A 22,726-nucleotide genomic window follows, 5' to 3' on the forward strand; every position below is an offset into this window, starting at 1 on the left:
GCATTACAGCTCTGCCAGAAGCGCTTCGTGGCGTGCGGCATAATCAGCGCGCACTTCCGACGGTGGCCGCAGGTGTATTTTAAAGGTCTCGGCATATTCGGGCGCGAGTTTGCCGAAAACCTTGTCGGATTCCGCCTTGGAAAATCCGGCGATCTGTTCGGCCTCCAACCGCGCCGAAACGATATCCGCCTTTTTGATAGCGCGTTTGATTCGCACGGGAAGCGCTGCGGGTAGACCAAACCGTATATGCACCGCCGCAATCAGACGATTATCGAGCGCGCCGTAGCCTTCGCCGATCGCCGCTTTCACCGGGCTGATCATATCGCCCAGTACATATTCCGGCGCGTCGTGCAAAAGCGCCGCCAATTTCCATTTCGCCGCGATCTTAGGATTCTGGTGGCAGAAAATCTGCTCCACCAGCAGCGAATGCTCGGCCACCGAATAGGGCCAGTCGCCGAAGGTCTGCCCGTTCCAGCGCGCCACGAAAGCCAGACCATGCGCGATATCCTCGATCTCGATATCGACGGGCGTCGGGTCCAGCAGGTCGAGCCGGCGTCCCGAGAGCATCCTTTGCCAAGCGCGTTTCATGTGATCACCGTATAGTCGTCGGGAGAACGCGCGAGATAGCGCGCCATCTTGTTTCCGTTGATGAGACTGATGAGACGCCGAACGAGCATTTTCTTCATCAGCTTGCTGCCCGGCCAAAGCGTGGCTGTAGCGTCTCGGGTCGCGCTTTACACGGTTTCGTCGGGCCGGTGTCATCCGCAAAAATCTGCGGGAGCATCTGCCGCACATACATGCCCGAACCGCGTCCGCGATCCGTCGAAAAGCCCGCGAATATCGGCTCCGGATCGAAACTGCACAGCCGCAGACCCAACGCCTCAGGCGAATCCGGAAGCGTGACCGGCTCGGCGCTCACGATGCAGATGTCGAAATCCCGATCCGGATGGAGCGCGGCAATCTGGGCGGCCGCATGCGCCGCATAAGGCGGGTAAGCGCCGTCGCAGCAAAACGCGATCGCATTGCGGTGCTGCGCCGGTTTCGAGCAGGCCAGATCGATCTCCATTCGCTCCTCTCATGCAGCGCGTATCTGTGACTAGCCAAAGCCAATCCGGCTGTAAACGTCACAGAAAGAGGAACATTTCCGCGCATGGCGAGTTCTCGGGTTGACACGGAGAGAAAAAGGGGACGCGAAAATGCAAACCTCGAAAACCACGTTTCTTACCGCCGGGATCGCCATCATTTCGATCCCCGCGACCATCGCCATCGCCGCCGTGCGCAGCGACGAGGCTGTGACGCCTGCCCAGCATCCCCAAGCGGCGCGGCAGGTCATGCTCGACGGCTACGAGGGCAACGGGCGCCCGATGGAGGATATTCCCTCCGAAATTCCCTATGGCGATCTGTCCGCCTTCGACGACGTCACCGCGATCGGCGAGGCACAAAGCCCCAACCAACCATATTGCGACAAGCGCGCGAAGCTGGTGGATTCCCTCAATCACGATTTCGCGGAGAAGCCCGCGATGACGAAACAGCTCGGCGATCACCGCAAGGTCGAGCTTTACGCCTCGAGCCTCATGGGCACCTGGACTGCGGTCTATACCCGCGCCGACAACGTCTCCTGCATCGTATCCTCGGGCACCGACTGGAAGCGTGGCAAGAACCCGGTGGCGCTTCTGCATCGCGAGGGGATTCTGCCCGCCACCTGATCGTGATCGGCCTTCATTGCCGCTTTACGGTCCCGGTGCTACATAGCTCCCAAATTCAGATTGGGAGCCGCGCATGGCCGATTACGTAATCAAGGATATCTCTCTGGCCGAATATGGCCGCAAGGAGCTCGACATCGCCGAAACCGAAATGCCGGGCCTGATGGCCTGCCGCGCAGAATTCGGCGAGAGCAAACCGCTGAAAGGCGCGCGCATCGCGGGGTCGCTGCACATGACGGTGCAGACCGCGGTGCTGATCGAAACACTGAAGGCGCTTGGCGCCGATGTGCGTTGGGCCTCGTGCAACATCTTCTCGACGCAGGATCACGCGGCCGCGGCTATTGCTGCGGGCGGCACGCCTGTCTTCGCGATCAAGGGCGAGACGCTCGCGGAATACTGGTCCTATACCGACCAGATTTTCCAGTTCGAGGAAGGCACCTGCAACATGATCCTCGACGACGGCGGGGATGCGACGCTCTACATCCTGCTCGGCGCGCGGGTCGAGAACGGTGAGACCGACCTGATCGAAGTGCCCACCTCGGAAGAGGAAGAGGCGCTGTTCGCTCAGATCAAGAAGCGCATGAAGGAGAGCCCCGGCTGGTTCACCAAGCAGCGCGACGCGATCAAGGGCGTCTCGGAAGAGACCACGACCGGCGTGCATCGCCTTTATGATCTGCACAAGAAGGGACTGCTGCCCTTCCCGGCAATCAACGTGAACGACTCGGTCACCAAGTCGAAGTTCGACAACAAATACGGCTGCAAAGAGAGCCTCGTTGACGGCATCCGCCGCGCGACCGACGTGATGATGGCCGGCAAGGTCGCCGTCGTCTGCGGTTACGGCGATGTGGGCAAAGGCTCCGCCGCTTCGCTGCGCGGTGCAGGTGCTCGTGTGAAGGTCACCGAAGTCGATCCGATCTGCGCGCTGCAAGCTGCGATGGACGGGTTCGAGGTCGTCGTGCTGGAAGACGTGGTCGACAGCGCCGACATCTTCATCACCACCACCGGCAACAAGGACGTCATTCGGATCGAGCATATGCGCGAGATGAAGGACATGGCGATCGTCGGCAATATCGGTCATTTCGACAATGAAATTCAGGTCGCGAACCTGAAGAACCACAAATGGACGAACGTCAAAGAGCAAGTGGACATGATCGAGATGCCCTCGGGCTCGCGCATCATCCTGCTGTCAGAAGGCCGCCTGCTGAACCTGGGCAACGCCACCGGCCACCCGAGCTTCGTGATGTCGGCGTCGTTCACCAATCAGGTGCTGGCGCAGATCGAGCTGTGGACCAAGGGCGATGACTACGCGCCGGGCGTCTACATCCTGCCCAAGCACCTCGATGAAAAGGTCGCCCGCCTGCATCTGGACCGGATCGGCGTTAAGCTGACCCAGCTCAAGCCCGATCAGGCGGAATATATCGGCGTCACGGTCGAAGGCCCCTTCAAGCCCGAGCATTACCGCTACTGACCGGATCACATCGCGATTTCGAAGGCCGCGCGGCAAGGCGCGGCCTTTTTACGTGCAACGCGGGCGATGATCGGTTTTCCTTGGAACAGGAGGAGAGCGATGACACCCGAAGACCTTGCCGCGCGATTCAAACCGCGGTTGGAAGCGGAGCTGGCAGAGCTGCGCACCGCCTCGCAGGACACCGCGCAGACCCGCAAACCCGTCGAGCTGGACCAGCAAAGCGTCGGTCGGCTGTCGCGCATGGACGCGTTGCAGAATCAGGCGATGGCCAATGCGGTCGACGGTCGCCGCAAACATCGGATCACAGCGATAGAGGCCGCGCTCCAGCGTATCGAAGAGGACGAATTCGGCTATTGCGACAGCTGCGGCGAGCCGATCCCCGAGAAGCGCCTCGAACTCGACCCGACCTTCACACAATGCGTTTCCTGTCGCGGCGGAGGCTGAGGCGCGACAGGTCCGGGATTTACACTTTGTAATTTCCCTATCTGGGCTTAACCTGCGCCTGCCTTCATTTCTGGGCAAAGCAACCTGATAGGTGGGACAGATGGGTAAAAGAGACGAGCTGATTGAGAAATACGCCGAGGATCTGAAATCCAAATGCGGCATGGCCCCTGACATGGAGCTTCTGACCAAGGTGACGATCGGCTGCGGCCCCTCGATCTACGATGCGGATGCATCGACCGTCGCGGCCACGGACAGGGGGGAGCTGGAAACCGTGAAGGACAACTTCCTCGTCAAGAAACTCGGCCTCTCCGACGGCCCCGAACTGATGGATGCGATCGACAGCGTGATCGAGACCTACGGCCGGTCCGAGCGCAACAAGTATCGCGCCGTGATCTATTACATGCTCACCAAGCATTTCGGCAAAGAGAGCGTGTACGCCTGATCGCGACAGCCTCGCGTAGAATGTGACGCCCCGCGGCCCGGCCTGTCCGGGCCGTTCGCTTTAGCGGATCAGCGCCTTGATCCCCGCGACATGCGCAGCCCGCGCACTCAGCGCATCGGCAGCGAGCGTCGCGACCGTTTCGTCCAGCGTCTCGCGCGGCACGATCCGGTCGATCAACCCCCAGCTCAAGGCCTCTTCGGCCTCGATCTTCTGCCCCGCCATCAGGATCATCTTGGCCCGCGCGGGCCCGACCAAAGCGACCATGCGCGCCGGGTCCGAGGGCTGCGGCAGGAAGCCGAGCTTCATCACCGGGTAGAAGAATTTCGCGCCCGGGACGGCGATGCGCAGATCGCAAGCGAGCGCCATGCCCATCGCGCCCCCGGCCAAAGTGCCGTTCAGCGCCGCGATCGTCAGGCAGGGCAGCGAAGCGATCGCGCCGGAAAGCCGCTCCCAAACCGGGTCGGTCGCGAGCGTTCCCGTCTTCGCCTCTGCCAGATCGGCCCCGGCGGAGAACACCTTGCCGGTCCCGGTCAGCACGAAAGCCCGCGCCTCCTCGCGCCCCGCACGCTCGGCCAGATCGGCGATCTCGCCCAACATCGCGCCGGTCAGCGAGTTGGCTTTTTCAGGCCGGTCGATGGTCACGCGCCACAGCCCGTTCTCGATCTCGTGGCGGATCATTCCCAGCCTCCTCACAACTCCCGTGAAACCCCTCTAGCAGCCCCGCGAAGGCTTGACCATCGGCCTGACCCAAAGGAGGATGGCCGCGACTTGGTTCTCAGTGGAAAGGTACCCTCTTATGGCATGGCTCAAAACCGTCGGTTCCGGCGCCGTCGTGGTTTCGCTGCTGTCCACCACGGCCTCTTTCGCGGATGTAACCGCGGAGCAGGTCTGGCAGGCGTGGCAATCCGAATACCAGACCTACGGCTACGAGGTGATGGTCGGCGGTCAGAACCGAGAGGGCGACACGCTCATCGTCTCCGACGTGAAGATGGTGCGCAATGTCGACAATATGAGCCTCACGCTCGACGTGCCCGAACTGAAGCTGCGCGACCGCGGCGACGGCACGGTGGAGACCATTTTCCCCGAGAAGATGACCGGTGACATGACCGGAAAGCCGGGCACCGACACCTCGGACGTCGCCATGAAGATGACGATGACCCAGACCGACAGCAAGATCATCGTTTCCGGGTCGCCGGGCGATCTGACCTACGATATCGACGCGCCGAAACTGACCGTGGATCTCGACCAGACCGTCTCCGCCGAGGGGCAGGATGTTCCGATCAAGATGTATCTTGCGCTGAAGGACACCAAGGGCAATTACCACGTCGTCGACGGCGACATGCATTCGGTGGACTCGAAGATGGCGATCGGCACGCTCGACCTCACCGCCTCCGGGGCCGATCCCGAGGGCAGCGGCACGTTCAACATGAACGGCCAGATGAACGATCTCTCCTACGAGGGGAGTTTCGCGATGCCCAAGGACGTCTCCTCCGAAAAGCTCGACGAAGCGCTCAATGCCGGTGCAAACCTCGATCTGTCGATGACCTATGCCAGCTCGAACTGGGCGACCACCGCCGACGGACCCAACGGCAAGGTCGATCAGAAGACCACCGACGAGGGCGGGAAATTCGACGTCACGATGTCGAAGGACGGTCTGTCCTTCGGCGGTCAGAGCAACAACGGCCACATCGAGATCGCCACGCCCGACCTGCCTTTCCCGATCACCGCGGATATCCAGTCGGCGGACATGACATTCGCGATGCCGGTCGCAAAAGCGGATACGGCGCAGGACTACAAGGCGAAGCTCGGCTTCAACGGCGTCTCGGTCTCCGACAACATTTGGGCGATGTTCGATCCGAACGGCGATCTGCCGCATGCCCCGGCGACGCTGCAGGTCGATCTCTCGGGCAAGATGAAGCTCACCGAGGATCTGTTCAGCCCCGCCGCCGCCGCGATGGACTCGCCCCCGATGGAGGTCCAGACCGTCGACATCAACAACATCAAGCTGTCGATGGTCGGCGCCGATCTGAACGGCAAGGGCGCGCTGGAGCTGAAGAATGGCGGGCCGATGCCGATGCCCACGGGCAAGATCGATCTGACGCTGACCGGGGCGAACGCGCTGATGGACAAGCTGGTCTCGATGGGCCTCGTGCCGCAGGATCAGATCATGTTCGGGCGGATGATGCTGGGCCTCTACGCCAAGCCCACGGGCGACGACGCCTACGCGTCGCAGGTCGAGTTCAAGGATGGTGGGGAAATCCTCGTCAACGGCCAACGCGTCCAGTAAACACTGAAACCCACGGCGCGAAGCCGTCCGGATCTCCGGGCGGCTTCGCGTTTTTCTCACGAGGTGGAAATGACCAAGCCCTCCCTCTCCGATCTGACCCAGTCGCTGCTCGAGGCCGCGAAGCGCGCAGGCGCCCCGGCCGCCGATGCCATTGCTGTCGATGGGCGCTCGGTTGCGATCGATGTCCGCGAAGGCCGTCTCGAACAGGCCGAGCGGTCCGAGGGCGTCGAGATGGGGCTGCGTGTCCTCCTCGGTGGCAAGCAAGCCTGCGTTTCCGCCTCCGATATTTCCGCGCGCACCTTCGAGGAAATGGCCCAGCGCGCGATTGCGATGGCCCGCGAAGCGCCGGAAGATCCGTTCATCGGCCTCGCCGATCCCTCTCAGCTGACCGACCGTCGCGATGCCGACGGAATGGAACTGGCCGATCCGAGCGCCGAACCCTCCGCCGAGGCGCTGCAAAGCGACGCGCTCGAAGCCGAAGCAGCCGCGCTCGGTGTCGAAGGCGTCACGCAGGTTCAATCCGCCTCCGCCGCCTATTCCTATCGGCGTGTCCATGTCGCCGCCTCCAACGGTTTCGCGGGCGGCTACGACCGCAGTTCGCGCGTTGTCTCCTCCGTCGCGATTTCCGGCGAGGGGCTGGGGATGGAGCGCGATTGGGCCGCCGAGAGCCGTGTTTTCCAGTCCGACCTGCCAACTGCGCAAGAAATCGGGCGCCTGGCGGGCGAACGCGCTGCGGCCCGTGCCAATCCGCGCCGCCCGAAAACCGGTGCCTATCCGGTGCTGATCGACGAGCGCGTCTCGGGCAGCCTGATCGGGCATCTGCTGTCCGCGGTGAACGGGCAGGCAATCTGCCGCGGAGCCTCGTGGCTGCGCGACGCTCTGGACGACCAAGTGCTGCCCGACGGCCTGTCGCTGATTGAGGAGCCGCATCGTAAACGGGTCTCCGGGTCGCGCCCCTTCGACGCGGAAGGGCTCGCTACCGCGCGCCGCGCCATCGTCGAGAACGGCGTGCTGAAAAGCTGGACGCTCGACCTCGCCTGCGCGCGCAAGCTGGGGCTGCAATCGACCGCAAATGCCAGCCGCGGCACCTCTTCGCCGCCCTCGCCCGGCATCGGGAACGTGACCCTGACCCAAGGCGACAAGACCCGCGAGGAACTGATGGCCGAAATGGGCACCGGACTTCTGGTAACCTCCTTCATCGGGGCGACGATCAACCCCAATACCGGTGATTACTCGCGCGGGGCCTCGGGCTTCTGGGTCGAAAACGGCGAGCCGGTCTATCCCGTCAACGAGTGCACTATCGCGGGCAACCTGCGCGACATGCTCCGCAGCATCCGGCCCGCGAATGACGCGCGGATACATCTGAGCCATATCGTGCCCTCGCTTCTCCTCGAAGGGATGACGCTTGCCGGAGACTGATCTTCCCCTGCTCATCGAGACCGCCAAAGAGGCCGGTGCGCTCGCGCTCACATACTGGAAAAAAGCGCCCGAAGCCTGGGACAAAGGCGACGGGGCCGGTCCGGTGTCCGAGGCCGATCTAGCGGTGAACGCGCTGCTGGAAGAGCGCCTGCGCGGCGCCCGGCCCGATTACGGCTGGCTGTCCGAGGAAAGCACCGACGATCCGGCCCGTCTTGAGGCGCGCTCGACCTTCATCGTCGATCCGATCGACGGCACGCGCGCCTTTCTCGCCCATGATGGCGGCTTCGCACATGCGCTGGCCGTGGTGCGTGATGGCGCGGTCGTGGCGGGCGTGGTGCATCTGCCGGTGCACGATCTCACCTATTCGGCATCGATCGACGGTCCGGCTTGCCTGAACGGGGAGCCGCTGCGGCCCGGTGCACAAGAAGTGCTGTCCGGCGCGACGGTTCTGACCTCGAAACTCTCCGACAATCCAAGCTTCTGGCGGCACGGTCAGCCGGATTATCAGCGCCATTTCCGCTCGTCACTGGCGTGGCGGCTGTGTCTGGTGGCCGAAGGGAGGTTCGACGCGACGATCTCGCTGCGTCCGGCGTGGGAGTGGGACATCGCCGCCGCGAGCCTGATCGCCCAACGCGCCGGGCTTCTGGCAACGGATCGCAATGGACGCGCGCTGCGGTTCAACCGCTCCCCGCCCCAATCGAGCGGGCTTGTCGTCGCCAACCCGGTCCTCCATGAGAAATTCATCGAGAATCTGGCGTTTTGGCCTGATTAGGGTCTACCAGCGCAGCACGCGCTTCCCGAGCAAAGCACCCACAAGCATCACGACGACGATCCCCGCGCCATACCACGTGACGTAGAACAACGGGCTGTCCTCGGTGCAGTGCAAGGCGTAGATCGCGGTACCCATTCCTCCGGCGGCGAGGCCCGCGAGCGCCCCGGCCCGCGCCGGGCGCGTCACCGCCCCTTTACGCAGGCTCACGAGAAGCGCGGCCAAGGCCGGGAAGGATAGCATCGGCACGGAGATAAGGCAGGGCAGGATCGTCTCACCCTTGAAATCCGCCATCCGCTGCCCGTCGGGCGTGGTCAGGTAGGCATAGACCAGAAGCGCGGCCCCGAGTGCCGGGAAGATCCAGAGCCACCCGGTCGACACCTTCGTCGTGGGCCGTCCCAAGCGCACTGCCATCGGCGTCACGAGCACGGCCAAGACCAGCGGCAGGTAAAATTTCGGGGCGATTTCCGGCGTCATAAGGGTCTGTTGCAGCGGAAACCGCAAACCATAGACCGAAATCACGAACAGCGCTGACAGGAAAAGCGCCGGCACAAGCCAGCGGCCCAGCACCTGTTTCGGGCGGGGTTCGTGCAACGTGTCCTGTTGCAATACGAATATCAGGTCTTCGGTCTTCATATCTCGATCAGCCTCTCGCGAAGCGCGGCCAGTTTTTTCAACGAACGATGCAGCATGACCCGCACCGCTCCCTCACTCATATCTAACGCATCGCCAGTTTCCGCGATGCTTTTCCCTTCGAGCCAGATGGCGCGCACCAATTGTGCTGCGCGGGGCTCCAGATGGGTCAAAAACGTCTCTATATCAGCCTTTTCTGTAGGATCCGCCTCAGGCGCGGCGGGCAGCACCTCGGCGAAGTCCTCGACCGGAAGATGGATACGTCGCCCGCGTTTGCGAAAGGCGTCGACCACCTTGTGCCGGGCGATTGCGTAACACCACGGCGCAGCAGGCTCATCTTCGCGCCAAGTGTGACGCTTCAGATGGATGGCGAGCAAAACCTCCTGCACAACGTCCTCGCAATCAGCCTCTGACAACCCTCCGCCACGCGACCGCACCACCGAGCGAAGCACGGGGGTAACGGCTTGCAGGAACAAGCCATAGGCGCGCTTGTCGCCCGCATTCGCAGCCCGCAGGAGCTGCGACCAATCTGCCCGCCGATCATGCATCATCGCCGTCCCTTCGTTCGCGATCATGCCTTCGTTACAGCCGGAGCGAAAAACTTTTTTTCGTTCACGCTGGCGTGAGCACCGTAACGACGCCGTGACCTCTCGCGAACGGTGATCAGGGCCGCAAGAGGCCCCAACCAATCAGGGAGACTACCATGAAGACCGAAACTACCCTTGGCTTTGCCGCTGCTCTGACATGCGCGATGGGGCTGGCCAGCGCCGCCCATGCCGAAGATCAGGCGATGGAGAAATGCTACGGCGTCGCGATGGCCGGGCAGAACGATTGCGCCGCCGGCCCCGGCACCACCTGCGCCGGCACCGCGACTATGGATTATCAGGGCAACGCCTGGAAACTCGTCCCGGCAGGCACCTGCACCTCGATCGAGACGCCGCACGGCATGGGCTCGCTCGAACCGAAAGAGATGTGACGCCAAGCGGGGCGTGCGGTCGGCGTGCGCCCCGTTTTCTCATCCATGGAGGCTGCCATGACACTGCCACGCAAAGCGGGCCTCGGCTTCAAGCCAGAGCACTTTCCCGCCATATCAGAGACGAAACCGGACCTCGGGTTCTTCGAAATCCACGCGGAAAACTATATGGGCGCGGGCGGGATGCCGCATGCGATGCTGGAGCGGCTGCGCGCGGACTACGCGCTTTCGGTGCATGGCGTGGGCCTCTCGATCGGCGGGCCCGATCCGCTGGATCGCGACCACCTCGCGCGGCTCAAGGCGCTCTGCGACCGATACGACCCCGAGAGCTTCTCGGAACACCTCGCCTGGGCAAGCCATGGTGGCGTCTGGATGCACGATCTGCTGCCCCTGCCCTACACTGCGGAAACGCTGGCGCTGATCTGCGATCACGTCGATGAGGTGCAGGAGCATCTCGGCCGCCGGATGCTGCTCGAAAATCCGGCGACCTATGTACTCTTCGACAATTCCGAGATTCCCGAGACCGAGTTTCTGACCGAGATCAGCCAGCGGACCGGCTGCGGATTGCTGTTGGATGTGAACAATGTCTTCGTGTCCTGCGTGAACCACCGACAGGATCCGCGCGCCTATCTCGAGGCGTTCCCGCTGAACCGTGTCGGCGAGGTCCATCTGGCAGGCCATGAAGAGGAAGAGCTGCCCTCCGGGCCCCTGCTCATCGACAGCCACGGGCGCGAAGTCACGGAGCCGGTTTGGTCACTTTACGCTGAAACAGTCTCTAAAACCGGACCGCTACCGAGCCTTATCGAATGGGACAACGACGTGCCGGATTACGCCACCTTGATGGCAGAGGCCAAGCGCGCGTCGATGATCCTGTCGGGAGACCACCATGCCCTCGCATCGTGACTTCGCCCGCGGTTTCCGCGAGGGCCTGACCGGAGGGCCCGCGCCGCAAAACGCAACCGCCCAAGATCCAGCCGAGATCGAGCGCCGCTTCGACGTTTACCGCAACAACGTGGCGCATGGGCTGACACAGGCCCTCGCGCGGCATTTCCCGGCGATCGAGCGGCTTCTTGGCGCGGATTGCTTCAGGGGGCTCGCCCGGGCCTATATCGCCGAGCACCCGCCGCACACGCCCGTTCTGACCGAATGGGGCGACGCGTTTCCGGCCTATCTGGCAGATGAACCTTCGCTGCAATCGCTAAGCTATCTGCCCGATGTCGCCCGCATCGAATGGGCGCGCAGCCGGGCCTATCACGCAGCCGATTCAGAGCCTATTGCGCGGGAACGCCTGCAAGAGACAGCCAAACGCGCGGGCACTCATCTATGTCTCGATCTGCATCCGTCGGTGCAGGTTCTTCAGCTCCTGACGCCTGCGGGTTCGATCTGGGCCTCGCAACAACCAGGTGGCCCCGCTCCACCGCGGGCGACCGAATGGAGGCCGGAGACACTGCTGATTGCGCGGCGCGGGATCGCTCATGTGATCACTTCCGTCGTTCGTAGCTCGACGGGTCGCTTCGTCTCGACCCTCTGTGCAGGCGAAACCGTCGCCCGCGCACAAGACCGGGCGGGAGCGGATTTTGACCTCAACGCAGCGCTTCTGCTGCTGCTGGAGAATGCGCTGATCGTCGGCGCGGGCATCGAAACAGGAGACGCCTCATGACCGATGCGATCGAGATGAAAACGTCAAAACAGGGCCTATTCAAGCTGTATCATCGGTTTTCCGATCTAGCCCAGCGCCTACCGGAGGAGATTGTTCTGATCGGAGCGCGGCTCTTTCCAGCGATGGTGTTCTGGATGTCCGGGCGGACGAAGGTAGAAGGGTTCATGATCAAGGATTCCACCTTCACCCTCTTTCAATACGAATACGACCTGCCCCTCATTCCGCATCAATGGGCGGCGGTGCTCGCGACATTCTCGGAGCATTTCTTCCCACTTCTGCTGATCCTCGGCCTTGGCAGCCGACTTGCAGCGCTCGCGCTTCTGGCAATGACGCTGGTGATCCAGATCTTCGTCTATCCCAGCGCATGGGTGACGCATGGGCTTTGGGCAATCGCGCTTCTGACGGTTCTGATGAAGGGCCCCGGGCGGCTTTCTTTCGACAAGCTCCTTGGATTGGAACGCTGAGCCTTGCTCTCCCCGCCTGCACGATTATGTGTGAGCGCAAAGGAGAGCGGATGCGCGAGAGCGACGATATCGAAGCGGCCATGAACCATGCCGAAAGCGACGGTCGCGGCCACCAGCCCGACCCGGCGAATACGCGGTTGTTGCGCGATGCGCTCGCGCAGTTCGCGACCGGTGTGACCGTCGTCACCGCCTGCGCGCATGACGATGCGCCGGTGCCAGTCGGGATGACGGTGAACAGCTTCGCCTCGGTTTCGCTCGATCCGGCGCTGATCCTTTGGTCGGCTGCGCGCTCCTCGTTCAGGCATGCGCATTTCACTGCAACCGATGCCTTCGCGGTGCATGTGTTGCGCCACGATCAGGAAGCGCTGGCAAAGCGGTTCACGAAGCGCGGCGAGGGATTCGAGGGGCTATCCTACAGGCTGAACGCGGACGGTGTACCGCTGATCGACGACACGCTCGCCCGGTTCGAATGTGTCACCGAGGCGCGCCACGACGGCGGCGATCACACGATCATCATCGGCCGCGTCACCCGCTTCGTTAAAGGCGCAGGGACTGATCCGCTGCTCTTTGCGGGCGGCCAGTTCGGGCGGTTCCTTCCCGATCAGCGTAGCTGAGCGATCTGCCGCGCAAGCTGCGTCACCGCCGCGCTGTTCGCTTTTGCGATGGCCTGCGGTTCCTGAGAGCCGACCGGCACCGTGAAATCGAACCGACGCACCGTTTCGCCGCTGCGCTCATAGCCGTTCGCCGAGACAAAATAGACGCCCGAGACATGCAGCAGACCATCGGCGCCCGGCAGCATCTGCTCGATCCGGACCTCGATCTTGCGCGTGGGCGGATCGGCGAGCGGCCACGGCTCGGAGATCACCGTCGCGCCGGAGAGAGACGAAATCTGCCGCGCCAGCGCCAGCGTCACCGAACGCGCGGGATCATCCGCCCAAAGGTTGTCCGGGTTCGAGCGCAGCGCCCCGTCGGGGGTCTGGTAGGCGATCTCCTGTCCGCCCGCGTAGTCCGGCAGCGACACCTCGCGCAGTTCGGCCCGGCCAAGCCGGTTCGGCAGCGCCTTTTCCGCGGTGGGCGGGTCGATCGGATAGCGTGCGATCTTCTCGGGATCGGAACAGGCCGCAAGGCCCAGGAGGCATAGCGGGATCAGGCTCAGAGCTTTCATCGTCATCTCCTGTTAGCGGCCCAGAATGAAGGACTGCGGATTTCGTTCGATCATACGCGCGAGCGAGCCGATGTTCGAGATCGCCCGACGCAGCTCACGTAGTGTGCTGAGGGTTTCGTTCGAGAAGTTGGATCCACGGCCATAGGTCGCGACGAGCGCCTGCGCCTGATCGACCAGCGATTGCAGCTTCTGCGTCAGTTCCGGCAGGCGGTCCGAGGCTTTCGACACCGAATTCGCGGCGTTCTGCGCCGCATCGAGGGTCTGGTTCAGCTTGTCGGCGGCATTGGCCTCCTTCAGCTGGTTCAGGATCGCCGCCGTCTGCGTCAGCGTATCGTTGAGCGATTGCGGCAGGTCCTGCGTGCCGGGCTTGTTCAGCAGCGCGTCGATACTGGCGAGGATCGTGTCGAGCTTGTCGCCCACGTCCTTGAGCGGCATATCCGCGATCGCGGAAGCCGCGCGATCCGCGGAAGCGAGCGTCTTGTCGAGACCCGAGATTTCTTCAAGCACCGAGGAAGCAGCCTCTGTCACCCTGTCGAGCGCGGATACCGTCTTGTCTGCGGCGTCCTTGTTGTTCAGATCGGTCGCGAAGGTCTTGAGCTGCTCCAGCAGGCCGGACAATTCGCGCGGCACCTTACGGGTGTCTTCGCTCTCGGCCACGGCGGAGATCGAGTCGAGTGTGCGGATGGCGGAGTTCATCACTTCCTCGATCGGCAGGCCTTCGATGCGTTTGAACACACCTTTCGCCGATTTCGCCAGATCGTTCTCGGCCGCAGGCGCGGTCGGGATCGTCGGATAGGGATCGGCATCCAGATTCATCTCGGCATTCGGTAGATCCGGCACATCGGTCAATTCGATCACCATGGTGCCGCCCAGAAGGCCGGTATTCGCGATACGCGCCCGCAGGCCGTTCTGGATTTCGCCCTGCAGGAACTGGGTCACAGCCTCTTCGCCGGCGTCGCGCGACAGCCCGAGCCGGTCCGGCGACAGGGCGATCGTCAGCTGTTGCTGCGCGTAGCGCTGACCGGTGCTGTCCTTGCGGATTTTGATCGCGAGCGCGGTGACCTCGCCCGCCTCAACGCCCCGGAACTGCACTTTCGAGCCGACTTCGAGCCCTTGCACAGGGTCGTCGAAGAGCAGCGTGTATTTTGGCGGATCGACCACATCGGACTGGAAGACAGAGTTTTCCGCAGTGTCCTTGCTGTCATAGAGCCGGAACGCTTGTTGATCTTCGACGATCCCGCCGCCGCTGGTGAAGGTGTCGAACTCCACCCCACCCTGTACCAGCGTCGCAAGCGAGCGCACGTCGAGGCTGAGACCCGAGGTGTCGAATTTCACGGAGAAGCCCGACGTGTCCCAGAACCGGGTCTGGGTGGTGAGCAGCTTGTTATGCGGCGCTTCGATGAATGCGTCCACGATCACGCCGGAGCCGTCGTCGTCGAGTCGCAGGTTCTGAAGATGGCCCACGGTCAGCCCGTGATAGAGAACCGGCGCCCCATCTACGATCCCGCCCGCGTCCTTCGCACGCAACTCGATGATGGTGCCCTTGCTCGGATCGGGAGAGACCGGCGGCTTGTCCAGTCCCTGAAACAGGGTCTGCGAACCGTTGGGCTTGTTGTTCCAGAAGCCCTCGATATAGGTGCCCGACAGCACCGTCCCGAGGTTCTGAATACCTCGCGCCGACACTTCAGGGCGGACCAGCCAAAATTTCGCATCCTGATCGACGTAAGGTGCGACCTCGTTGTCGAGGCGCACGCCCAGCCGCACTTGCTCCAGATCGTGGGTGAACGAGACGCTCTCGACCTTGCCGACCTCGACCTCGCGGAACTTCAGAGGCGTGCCCACCTCGACCCCGGTCGCGTCCTTGAAATCGATATGGATCAGCTCCCCGCGATCCGAGACCGTCTTCCAGGCGACACCAAGCGTGATCAGCAATGCGATCAGCGGCACGATCCAGACCACGGAAAGCCGCGTCCAGATCGGGCGCGGGGCGTTGGAGGTTTCCAGTTCTGCCGGGCCGGTCTCGGGGGTGTCGTTCATGAACTCACTCTGTCAGGGCCGCGCCAGATCAGGCGCGGGTCGAAGCTTTGTGCGGATAGCATGGTGAATGCAACCGAGAGGGCGAAAGACGCGGCGGCAGGGCCGGGATGGATCGAGGCCACGAAGCCAAGCTGCACCAGCGCGGAGAGGATCGCCACAACGAAGACGTCGATCATCGACCATCGACCGATGAACTCCACCACCTCGTAGAGGTGCAGATGCGGATGGCCGCCCTTGCGGCGCTCGTTTCCGACCGCGATGGCGAGATAGGCGATGGCGATGAATTTCCCGATCGGGATCATCACAGAGGCCCCGAAGACGATCAGCGCCACGCCGTAATTGTGATGGCGCCATAGCTCGATCGCGCCGCCGACGATGGTGTTTTTCTGCTCGTGACCGAGCGTCGCCGTAACGAGCATCGGGTAGAGGTTGGCCGGGATGTAGAAGATCAGCCCCGCGAACCACCATGCCCAGACCCGCTGCAGCCCGGTCTTGTCGACCTTGTGCAGCGTCGCGCCGCAGCGCTCGCAATGCGCATGATCAGGCGTCCAGACCCGACCGCAGCGGGTGCAGCCGATCAATCCGGCATCGGTGGCGGTCAGCACCTTCATTTTCGCTCGATCGCGTCCCATATCGTCCATTTGCTGACAAAGGAGTTCTTGAGCGCGATCACGATGATGAGCACGCAGAAGGCCCAGAAGGCGGGCCCGAGCGATACCTTTGCGAGACCCCCGAGTTTCACCAGCGCCACCGCTGTCCCGATGATGAAGATCTCCGCCATCGCCCAGGGCTGGCTCTCTTCGGCGAGGCGAAACATGGTCGCGGCGTGTTTCCATGCGGGCTTGCCATTGGCGAGCGGCCAGAGCGTGTAGATCAGCGCGACGAAGCGGAAGATCGGCAGCGCCACGATCATCGACAGCACGAAGAAAGCCAGAGGCGCGATCCAGCCGTCGGAAAACGCCATCGCGACGCCGAAGATCGAGCTTTCGTGACTCAACCCGCGGGTGGAGATTTCGAGGAAGGGGAAGAAGATCGCCCCGATCATCAGGATCATCCCGGTGAAGGAGAATGCGACGACGTGCAGAAAGGACCTCTCGCGCGGCGAGATCAGAACAGTTCCGCAGCGCACACAGGTCGCCCGCTTGCCGTCGGGCAGATGCGTGGCGCGGTACAGCGCGTCGCATTGCGGACAGGCAATCAGATCGGCCGGGTCAACGTTCATTGTGTTCGGGTCCCCATCCATCCGCCAAATCTAGCGACTGCCAGCGCCACGACAAGGGAAGACGCCGATAGCGCGCTTTTTATCCATCAATCACCTGTTAACACGCGACCACTATAGCGGACGCGGGTGAAAAGAGGTGGTGGAATGAGCAACCGCGAAAACGCCGCGCCAATTATCATCAAGCGCAAGAAGGTCACCGGCGGCGACGGACATCATGGCGGGGCGTGGAAAGTCGCCTACGCTGATTTCGTCACTGCGATGATGGCGTTTTTCATGCTGATGTGGTTGCTGAACGCGACGACCGAGAAACAACGCAAGGGCATCGCGGATTACTTCAATCCGACGATCCCGATCAACCGGATCTCCGGTGGCGGCGAAGGGGCTTTCGGCGGCGATTCCGTCTTCTCCGAGGATCAGATCGCGCAGACCGGCACTGGCGCCATCTCGCAGCGCCCGACCGAAGAGCGTCAGGCCCGCGGCGAGAAATCCGCCGAGGACAAGCAGAACAACGACAAGGCCGCTTTCAAGGAGGTGGCCCGGGCCATCGAACAGGCGCTGATGGGCGTCGGCGGAGAGTCGATGGTCAGCGAGCAGCTCGCCCGCCACATCGTGACCCGGGTGACCGACGAAGGGCTGATCATCGAGATTTCCGATTTACCCGACGCGCCGCTGTTCGTCGGTGACACGGCCAAGCCGCAGCCGGTGCTCACCGATCTGGCGAAGATCCTTACGCGGGTCTTCTCGATCGTCGCGAATAACGTGGCGATAAACGGCTACACGAAATCCTATCCGAAAATGTTGGCCAAGGACCCGGTCTGGGAGCTTTCGGCCGCGCGTGCGCAAGCGATGCGTGAATTGCTGAACGGGGCCGGGTTCCCTCCCGAGCGCATGCAGCGCGTAAGCGGCTTCGCCGATCGCAAACCGAAGGTCGCGCGCGCGATGGATCTGCGCAACAACCGTCTCGAAGTGATCGTTCTGCGCAATGGCCGGTAAGGCGCCCTTAGCGAAGAGGTAACCACAGAGGTAAAAGGACGGACTCGTTAGGGCGATCTTAAATACCCGCGCGCAAAGGTAAGGGGAATTTCGGACTTAGCAGCAGAAAGGCGCATCCATGTCCATTTCTTCCTCGCTCAATGCGGGCGTGGCCGGCTTGGCCGCGAATGCCACCCGCCTTGCAACGATCTCGGACAATATCGCCAATTCGGGCACCTACGGCTACAAGCGCGCCGTCACCGAATTCGAGAGTATCGTCATCAATCAGGCCGCGAAGACCGGCTCCTATTCCGCCGGTGGCGTCCGCGCAGCCACGAGCCGCTTGATCGAGGAGCGTGGCTCGCTCGTCTCGACATCGAACGCGCTCGATATAGCGGTGTCCGGCCGCGGCATGCTTCCCGTGATGACTGCGGTCGCGCTCGACAATTCGACGGGAGACGAGCCGCTGAAGATGACGACGACCGGCGCCTTCCGCAGCGATGTGAACGGGACGTTGATGACGGAATCCGGGCTCGTTCTCCTCGGTTGGCCCGCCAGCGCGGACGGGACGATCCCGACCTTCGCGCGCGACACGATGTCGGGCCTGGAACCCGTCGTGATCAATGCCAACCAGACCGCCGGCGACCCGACCACGACACTCAATCTCGGCGTCAACCTTCCCGCCACCGACACGGAGGCCGGGGCGAGCGGCGATACGCTGCCGCTCTCGGTCGAATATTTCGGTAATCTCGGAACCTCCGAAACGCTCGATATCACCTTCCATCCGACGGTCCCCGCAACTGGCTCCTCCAACGAATGGGCGATGGTCATTCGGGACAGCGCGACGGTCGATGATCCCGGCACCGCCGGAATCGATGAAAGCGTCATCGGGCGCTACGTGCTGACCTTCGACGACAGCCGCAGCAGCGGCGGCACCCTCGCCTCCGTCAATGTCATCGATGGTGGCTCCTACGATTCCGCAACCGGCACGCTCGATCTCACCGTGGCAGGCGGACCGCTCAGCGTCACGATCGGCAAGATCGGTGATACCAACGGGCTGACCCAGCTATCCGACAGCTTCTCGCCCACATCGATCACGAAGGATGGCTCGCCAGTCGGTAATCTCACTGCGGTCGAGATCGACAAGGACGGCTATATCAAGGCGACCTATGACACCGGCTTCATCCGCACCGTCTACCAGATTCCGCTCGTCGACGTGCCCAATCAGAACGGCTTGATCGCGCTCGACAACCAGACGTTCGAAGTGTCGTCGAAGTCGGGCTCCTTCTTTCTCTGGAATGCTGGCGACGGTCCCACAGGCTCGATCGAGGGATATGCCCGCGAAGGATCGACAGTCGACGTCGCAGAGGAGTTGACCAATCTGATCCAGACGCAGCGCGCCTATTCCTCCAACGCCAAGGTGATCCAGACGGTCGACGAAATGCTGCAGGAAACCACCAATATCAAACGCTGATCCTGATCGGACCGGCTAAAGGAGGTCAAAATGGGAATCTCGCAAACGCTGTCCAATGCCTTGTCGGGGCTCACCGCGGCTTCGCGTATGGCAGAGGTCGTCGCCTCCAACACCGCGAATGCGCTTACCGAAGGTTACGCCAGGCGCGAGGTTTCACTTGGCGCCCAGATGGTCGGCCGGCAAGGCGCCGGAGTCCGCGTTCTGAGCGTGGATCGTATCGTCAACGAGACTCTTCGAAGCGATCTTCGCCTCTCCGAGGCCGCAACACAAAACGCGTCGTTCCGCTACGATTTCCTGTCGACCTTCGAAGCCCGTATCGGCACACCAGAGGACGCGAGTTCCCTGTCGTCCAAATTTGCGCAGTTTGAAGCTTCACTCGTTGAGGCTGGCAGCCGCCCAGAAAGCGAAGCCCGCCTAGCCACTGTGCTGGACTCCGCCCGGGCCGTCACGGATCACTTGAATGCGCTTTCGGCACATCTGCAGGACAGCCGAATGACTGCAGACCGGCAAATCGCGGCACAGGTCGACACCCTGAATACCGCCCTCTCGCAGGTCGACGAACTCAACGCTACGATACTGGCTGGAAAGGCCGCGGGCCACGACACGAATGCGCTCAAGGATCAACGCCAAACATTGGTCGACCAGATCTCCAGCATCGTCCCCATCCGGCAAGCCACCCGCGAAAACGACCAAATCGCCCTCTTTACCACGGGCGGCGCCGTTCTTCTCGAAGGGAACCCCGTAGAAATCGGTTTCACATCAACCGGCATTATCACACCGGATATGACCTACGTCGGAGGCACCCTCTCCGGCTTGACCCTCAACGGAAACGCCGTCTCGATCGACGAGGGCGGCTTCCTCGGCGGCGGATCACTGGGTGCTCTCTTCACGATCCGTGATACGCTCGCCCCAAACCAGCAAATCCAGATAGATGCACTCTCTCGCGACCTCATTGAGAGGGTCAGCGATCCGGCGATCGACCCGACACTCAGCGGCGGCACAGCAGGGCTTTTCACCGATGATGGAGGCCCGCTCGATCCGCTCGATGAAACCGGCCTCGCCGGCCGGATCGCTATCAACCCGCTTGCGGACCCTGAACAAGGCGGCGCGCTCTCCCTGCTGCGCGACGGGTTCGGTGCCGCCTCCCCCGGCCCTGTGAGCAACGCGGAAAATCTTTTTGCCCTCGCCTCCGCCTTCACGACCCCATCCGCGCCCAGCTCTGGCAATTTCGGTTCCTCGCGTCATTCGAGCGCGGAACTTTTCGCGAGCTTTCTCTCCCAAGTGACGAGCGACCGACAGCGCAATGAAGCGACACAAACCTACGCAAAGACCCGCTACGATACATTGAAAGAACAGGCGCTCGCGGATGGCGTCGATACAGATCATGAAATGCAGAAACTTCTGCAAATTGAAGAGCTTTATAGCGCCAACGCGCGGGTCATCCAAACCGCGGACGCGCTGATCAAACAGCTTCTGGAGATTTGAGATGAATTATCTCTCGGTCGGAGACATGGCGCTGAATTTCCAGATGCGACGCCACAGCGCCGCGCTCGATACGAGACTGGCAAGCCTTACCCGAGAAGTGACGTCAGGCGTAAAATCCGACCTCGGCACCGCCGTTGCGGGCGATTTCAGCGCGCTCACTGCGATCAATCGAAGCCTCAGACTGTTAGATGCATTCGCTCTCGCTACCAGCGAGGCGCGCCAATACACCGAAGCGATGCAAAGCAGCCTCGAGCGTGTTGCCAACCTCGACGATGGCGTCAGCATGGCACTCATGTCCGCGGCGACAACCGCCAGCAAGACAATGATCGACACAACCGTAGCGTCTGCTGCCGAAAAGTTTGACGCCTTGATCGCAACTCTCAACACGAATTCAGTCGGGCGATACATATTCGCGGGCGACAGCGGCGACACGCCTCCGCTGCCCGGTTCAGAAACGATTCTCGCCTCCCTTTCCACGGAGATCGCGGGAGCGACCAGCGCGACGGACGTGCTCATGACGCTCGATGTTTGGTTCGACGATCCCGCCGGATTTAGCGCAACCTTCTATCAAGGCGGCGAAGCGCGAAGTAAATTTCACATCGCAGAAAGCGAGACCGCGGCAATTGACGTCACCGCGGACGATCCACGCATCAAAGATACGATCAAAGGCTACGCCATAGGCGCGCTTCTGGACCGCGGGTTGTTTGACGGAAATCTAATCCAGCGAAGTGCGCTCGCAAAGGGGGCGGGCGAGAGAATTCACTCGGGATCTCTCTCGACTGTCGAACTGGCAGCGAAAGTCGGCTCTGTCGAAGGCAAGATCGCCTCGGCCGCTACGCGAAACGATGCCGAACGCGCCAGTCTCGAAATCGCACGAACGACACTCATCGGGGCCGACCCCTACGAGTCCGCGACCGCGCTCGAAGCGGTACGGTCTCAGATCGAGACGCTCTACCTACTGACCAGCCGGCTCTCTAACCTCTCGATGACGGGTTACATGTGATGTGGCGCTGTTTTCTTATTGCGCTTTTGATCATTCCGCAGCTCGTCCTAAGCGCACCGATCCGGATCAAGGATCTCGTCGAGTTCGATGGCGTGCGCGGAAATGACCTCGTCGGCTATGGGCTCGTCGTTGGGCTGAACGGAACGGGCGATGGGTTGCGCAACGCTCCCTTTACCGAAGAAATCATGTCAAACATGCTCGAACGACTGGGCGTTAACGTTACCGGGGAGCAGCTTCGGCCGAAAAACGTCGCTGCCGTCATGATCACGGCGAGCCTGCCGCCCTTTGCCCGCGCAGGAAGTAAAATCGACATCACGGTCTCAGCAATTGGCGATGCGAAGAGTCTCCTCGGCGGCACCCTCGTCATGACCCCCCTGAAGGCGGCGGATGGAGAGATTTACGCGGTGGCGCAGGGCGCCATCATTGCCGGCGGAGCGGTAGCACAAGGGAACGGCGCTTCGGTGACTCAAGGGGTGCCGACCGCGGGAAACATTCCTTCCGGCGCGCGCGTCGAACGTGAAATCGCGTTTGAGATAAATGATCTGGAGACGGTGCGCCTCGCGCTACGCACGCCAGACTTCACCACCGCAGCCCGGATAGAAAACGCGATCAACCGCGAATACGGCCGACGCGTCGCGGAAATGCTCGATGGCGGCACAGTCGCATTGCACATCCGCGAGACGCGCGCGCGCTCGGTCGCACATGCAATCGGGCGAGTGGAGAATCTCAGCGTCGAACCGGAGCAGCGCGCCCGGGTGGTGGTCGACCAGCGTTCGGGCACGATCGTCATGGGCCGCGACGTGCGGATATCGCGGGTCGCCGTCAGCCAGGGAAACCTGACCCTCAAAGTGGAAGAAAGTCCCCTCGTGGTGCAGCCCAATCCGTTTTCACAAGGTGATACGGTCGTGGTGCCCAGATCGCAGGCAACGCTGACGCAAGAGCCCGGCATTCGTATGGCTGAGGTCGCGCAGGGCAGCTCGCTATCGGAAGTGGTGGCGGGACTGAACGCGCTCGGCGTCAGTCCGCGCGATATGATCGACATCCTCAAAAGCATCAATGCCGCGGGGGCATTGCATGCTGAGTTTGTGGTAAATTGATCGAAAGAC

At 62.3% G+C, this 22,726-nt stretch carries 26 protein-coding genes; 17 read left to right on the plus strand and 9 right to left on the minus strand.

The window, feature by feature from the left end:
- Nucleotides 1-3 precede the first annotated feature (3 nt).
- A complete protein-coding gene (locus B6V76_RS11710) occupies nucleotides 4-588 on the minus strand; it encodes a hypothetical protein (RefSeq protein WP_088719980.1) in 585 nt (194 codons plus the stop codon).
- 97 nt (nucleotides 589-685) lie between these two features.
- The gene (locus B6V76_RS11715; protein ID WP_088727513.1) at nucleotides 686-1,066 is read right to left on the minus strand and encodes a hypothetical protein; all 381 of its coding nucleotides are present in this window, start codon (nucleotides 1,064-1,066) and stop codon (nucleotides 686-688) included.
- 130 nt (nucleotides 1,067-1,196) lie between these two features.
- On the opposite strand from B6V76_RS11715, the gene B6V76_RS11720 reads away from it, so the two are divergent.
- The 4 genes from B6V76_RS11720 (at nucleotide 1,197) to B6V76_RS11735 (ending at nucleotide 4,057) form a co-directional block, all read left to right on the plus strand.
- Complete coding sequence (locus B6V76_RS11720; RefSeq protein WP_075776685.1) at nucleotides 1,197-1,706, plus strand: hypothetical protein; 510 nt, start codon at nucleotides 1,197-1,199, stop codon at nucleotides 1,704-1,706.
- A gap of 73 nt (nucleotides 1,707-1,779) precedes the next feature.
- The gene (ahcY, locus tag B6V76_RS11725; protein WP_088727514.1) at nucleotides 1,780-3,171 is read left to right on the plus strand and encodes an adenosylhomocysteinase; all 1,392 of its coding nucleotides are present in this window, start codon (nucleotides 1,780-1,782) and stop codon (nucleotides 3,169-3,171) included.
- 99 nt (nucleotides 3,172-3,270) lie between these two features.
- Nucleotides 3,271-3,615: a TraR/DksA family transcriptional regulator gene (locus B6V76_RS11730; RefSeq protein ID WP_088727515.1), complete on the plus strand. Its 345-nt coding sequence runs from the start codon at nucleotides 3,271-3,273 to the stop codon at nucleotides 3,613-3,615.
- A 100-nt stretch (nucleotides 3,616-3,715) separates the two neighbouring features.
- The gene (locus tag B6V76_RS11735) at nucleotides 3,716-4,057 is read left to right on the plus strand and encodes a DUF2853 family protein (protein ID WP_088727516.1); all 342 of its coding nucleotides are present in this window, start codon (nucleotides 3,716-3,718) and stop codon (nucleotides 4,055-4,057) included.
- Between the two features lie 60 nt (nucleotides 4,058-4,117).
- Here B6V76_RS11735 and B6V76_RS11740 read toward each other — a convergent pair whose 3' ends face one another.
- Nucleotides 4,118-4,735 (minus strand): enoyl-CoA hydratase/isomerase family protein, encoded by a 618-nt coding sequence (locus B6V76_RS11740; protein WP_088727517.1) that lies wholly within the window; start codon nucleotides 4,733-4,735, stop codon nucleotides 4,118-4,120.
- A 118-nt stretch (nucleotides 4,736-4,853) separates the two neighbouring features.
- Between B6V76_RS11740 and B6V76_RS11745 the strand changes: the two genes are divergently transcribed.
- The 3 genes from B6V76_RS11745 to B6V76_RS11755 all read left to right on the plus strand — a co-directional run bounded on the left by B6V76_RS11745 (nucleotide 4,854) and on the right by B6V76_RS11755 (nucleotide 8,535).
- On the plus strand, nucleotides 4,854-6,344 hold the full coding sequence (locus B6V76_RS11745; RefSeq protein ID WP_166504589.1) for a DUF2125 domain-containing protein: 1,491 nt from the start codon (nucleotides 4,854-4,856) through the stop codon (nucleotides 6,342-6,344).
- Between the two features lie 69 nt (nucleotides 6,345-6,413).
- Nucleotides 6,414-7,763 carry a metallopeptidase TldD-related protein gene (locus B6V76_RS11750; protein ID WP_088727519.1) on the plus strand — a complete coding sequence of 450 codons (1,350 nt, stop codon included), beginning with the start codon at nucleotides 6,414-6,416 and terminating at the stop codon, nucleotides 7,761-7,763.
- On the plus strand, nucleotides 7,750-8,535 hold the full coding sequence (locus B6V76_RS11755; RefSeq protein ID WP_075776692.1) for a 3'(2'),5'-bisphosphate nucleotidase CysQ: 786 nt from the start codon (nucleotides 7,750-7,752) through the stop codon (nucleotides 8,533-8,535). The genes B6V76_RS11750 and B6V76_RS11755 overlap by 14 nt, the downstream gene beginning before the upstream one ends.
- A gap of 3 nt (nucleotides 8,536-8,538) precedes the next feature.
- Here the strand turns inward: B6V76_RS11755 and B6V76_RS11760 are convergent, their stop codons facing one another.
- Nucleotides 8,539-9,168, minus strand: coding sequence for a DUF1109 domain-containing protein (locus B6V76_RS11760; RefSeq protein ID WP_088719975.1), 630 nt, complete (start codon nucleotides 9,166-9,168; stop codon nucleotides 8,539-8,541).
- The gene (locus tag B6V76_RS11765; protein ID WP_240497852.1) at nucleotides 9,165-9,740 is read right to left on the minus strand and encodes a sigma-70 family RNA polymerase sigma factor; all 576 of its coding nucleotides are present in this window, start codon (nucleotides 9,738-9,740) and stop codon (nucleotides 9,165-9,167) included. The genes B6V76_RS11760 and B6V76_RS11765 overlap by 4 nt, the downstream gene beginning before the upstream one ends.
- 128 nt (nucleotides 9,741-9,868) lie before the next feature.
- Here B6V76_RS11765 and B6V76_RS11770 point away from each other — a divergent pair, with 128 nt between their 5' ends.
- The 5 genes from B6V76_RS11770 (at nucleotide 9,869) to B6V76_RS11790 (ending at nucleotide 12,876) form a co-directional block, all read left to right on the plus strand.
- Nucleotides 9,869-10,141 (plus strand): DUF2282 domain-containing protein, encoded by a 273-nt coding sequence (locus B6V76_RS11770; protein WP_075776694.1) that lies wholly within the window; start codon nucleotides 9,869-9,871, stop codon nucleotides 10,139-10,141.
- Between the two features lie 57 nt (nucleotides 10,142-10,198).
- Nucleotides 10,199-11,041: a DUF692 domain-containing protein gene (locus B6V76_RS11775; RefSeq protein ID WP_088727520.1), complete on the plus strand. Its 843-nt coding sequence runs from the start codon at nucleotides 10,199-10,201 to the stop codon at nucleotides 11,039-11,041.
- Nucleotides 11,025-11,798: a DNA-binding domain-containing protein gene (locus B6V76_RS11780; RefSeq protein ID WP_088727521.1), complete on the plus strand. Its 774-nt coding sequence runs from the start codon at nucleotides 11,025-11,027 to the stop codon at nucleotides 11,796-11,798. Before B6V76_RS11775 ends, B6V76_RS11780 begins: the two co-directional genes overlap by 17 nt.
- Nucleotides 11,795-12,262: a DoxX family protein gene (locus B6V76_RS11785; RefSeq protein WP_206184212.1), complete on the plus strand. Its 468-nt coding sequence runs from the start codon at nucleotides 11,795-11,797 to the stop codon at nucleotides 12,260-12,262. Before B6V76_RS11780 ends, B6V76_RS11785 begins: the two co-directional genes overlap by 4 nt.
- 80 nt (nucleotides 12,263-12,342) lie before the next feature.
- On the plus strand, nucleotides 12,343-12,876 hold the full coding sequence (locus B6V76_RS11790) for a flavin reductase family protein (protein WP_240497862.1): 534 nt from the start codon (nucleotides 12,343-12,345) through the stop codon (nucleotides 12,874-12,876).
- On the opposite strand, the gene B6V76_RS11795 is transcribed toward B6V76_RS11790, so the two are convergent.
- The 4 genes from B6V76_RS11795 to B6V76_RS11810 are packed head-to-tail and all read right to left on the minus strand — an operon-like array spanning nucleotide 12,864 to nucleotide 16,686.
- Nucleotides 12,864-13,427: a PqiC family protein gene (locus tag B6V76_RS11795; protein ID WP_166504590.1), complete on the minus strand. Its 564-nt coding sequence runs from the start codon at nucleotides 13,425-13,427 to the stop codon at nucleotides 12,864-12,866. The two genes, B6V76_RS11790 and B6V76_RS11795, sit on opposite strands and share 13 nt — an antisense overlap.
- Before the next feature lie 12 nt (nucleotides 13,428-13,439).
- Entirely contained in the window at nucleotides 13,440-15,464 is a 2,025-nt protein-coding gene (locus B6V76_RS11800; RefSeq protein WP_088719970.1) for an MlaD family protein, read from the minus strand.
- Nucleotides 15,461-16,075 carry a paraquat-inducible protein A gene (locus B6V76_RS11805; RefSeq protein ID WP_240497853.1) on the minus strand — a complete coding sequence of 205 codons (615 nt, stop codon included), beginning with the start codon at nucleotides 16,073-16,075 and terminating at the stop codon, nucleotides 15,461-15,463. The genes B6V76_RS11800 and B6V76_RS11805 overlap by 4 nt, the downstream gene beginning before the upstream one ends.
- Nucleotides 16,072-16,686 (minus strand): paraquat-inducible protein A, encoded by a 615-nt coding sequence (locus tag B6V76_RS11810; protein ID WP_075776767.1) that lies wholly within the window; start codon nucleotides 16,684-16,686, stop codon nucleotides 16,072-16,074. The genes B6V76_RS11805 and B6V76_RS11810 overlap by 4 nt, the downstream gene beginning before the upstream one ends.
- 144 nt (nucleotides 16,687-16,830) lie before the next feature.
- Between B6V76_RS11810 and B6V76_RS11815 the strand changes: the two genes are divergently transcribed.
- The 5 genes from B6V76_RS11815 to B6V76_RS11835 all read left to right on the plus strand — a co-directional run bounded on the left by B6V76_RS11815 (nucleotide 16,831) and on the right by B6V76_RS11835 (nucleotide 22,717).
- Entirely contained in the window at nucleotides 16,831-17,679 is an 849-nt protein-coding gene (locus B6V76_RS11815) for a flagellar motor protein MotB (protein WP_088727525.1), read from the plus strand.
- Nucleotides 17,680-17,797: 118 nt separating this feature from the next.
- The gene (locus tag B6V76_RS11820; protein ID WP_075776701.1) at nucleotides 17,798-19,132 is read left to right on the plus strand and encodes a flagellar hook-basal body complex protein; all 1,335 of its coding nucleotides are present in this window, start codon (nucleotides 17,798-17,800) and stop codon (nucleotides 19,130-19,132) included.
- A 30-nt stretch (nucleotides 19,133-19,162) separates the two neighbouring features.
- The gene (gene flgK / locus B6V76_RS11825) at nucleotides 19,163-20,617 is read left to right on the plus strand and encodes a flagellar hook-associated protein FlgK (RefSeq protein ID WP_088727526.1); all 1,455 of its coding nucleotides are present in this window, start codon (nucleotides 19,163-19,165) and stop codon (nucleotides 20,615-20,617) included.
- A gap of 1 nt (nucleotide 20,618) precedes the next feature.
- The gene (locus tag B6V76_RS11830; protein ID WP_088727527.1) at nucleotides 20,619-21,620 is read left to right on the plus strand and encodes a flagellin; all 1,002 of its coding nucleotides are present in this window, start codon (nucleotides 20,619-20,621) and stop codon (nucleotides 21,618-21,620) included.
- Nucleotides 21,620-22,717 carry a flagellar basal body P-ring protein FlgI gene (locus B6V76_RS11835; RefSeq protein ID WP_075776704.1) on the plus strand — a complete coding sequence of 366 codons (1,098 nt, stop codon included), beginning with the start codon at nucleotides 21,620-21,622 and terminating at the stop codon, nucleotides 22,715-22,717. Before B6V76_RS11830 ends, B6V76_RS11835 begins: the two co-directional genes overlap by 1 nt.
- Nucleotides 22,718-22,726 lie beyond the last annotated feature (9 nt).

This window comes from Thioclava sp. IC9, assembly GCF_002213225.1.
GTDB lineage: Bacteria > Pseudomonadota > Alphaproteobacteria > Rhodobacterales > Rhodobacteraceae > Thioclava > Thioclava nitratireducens.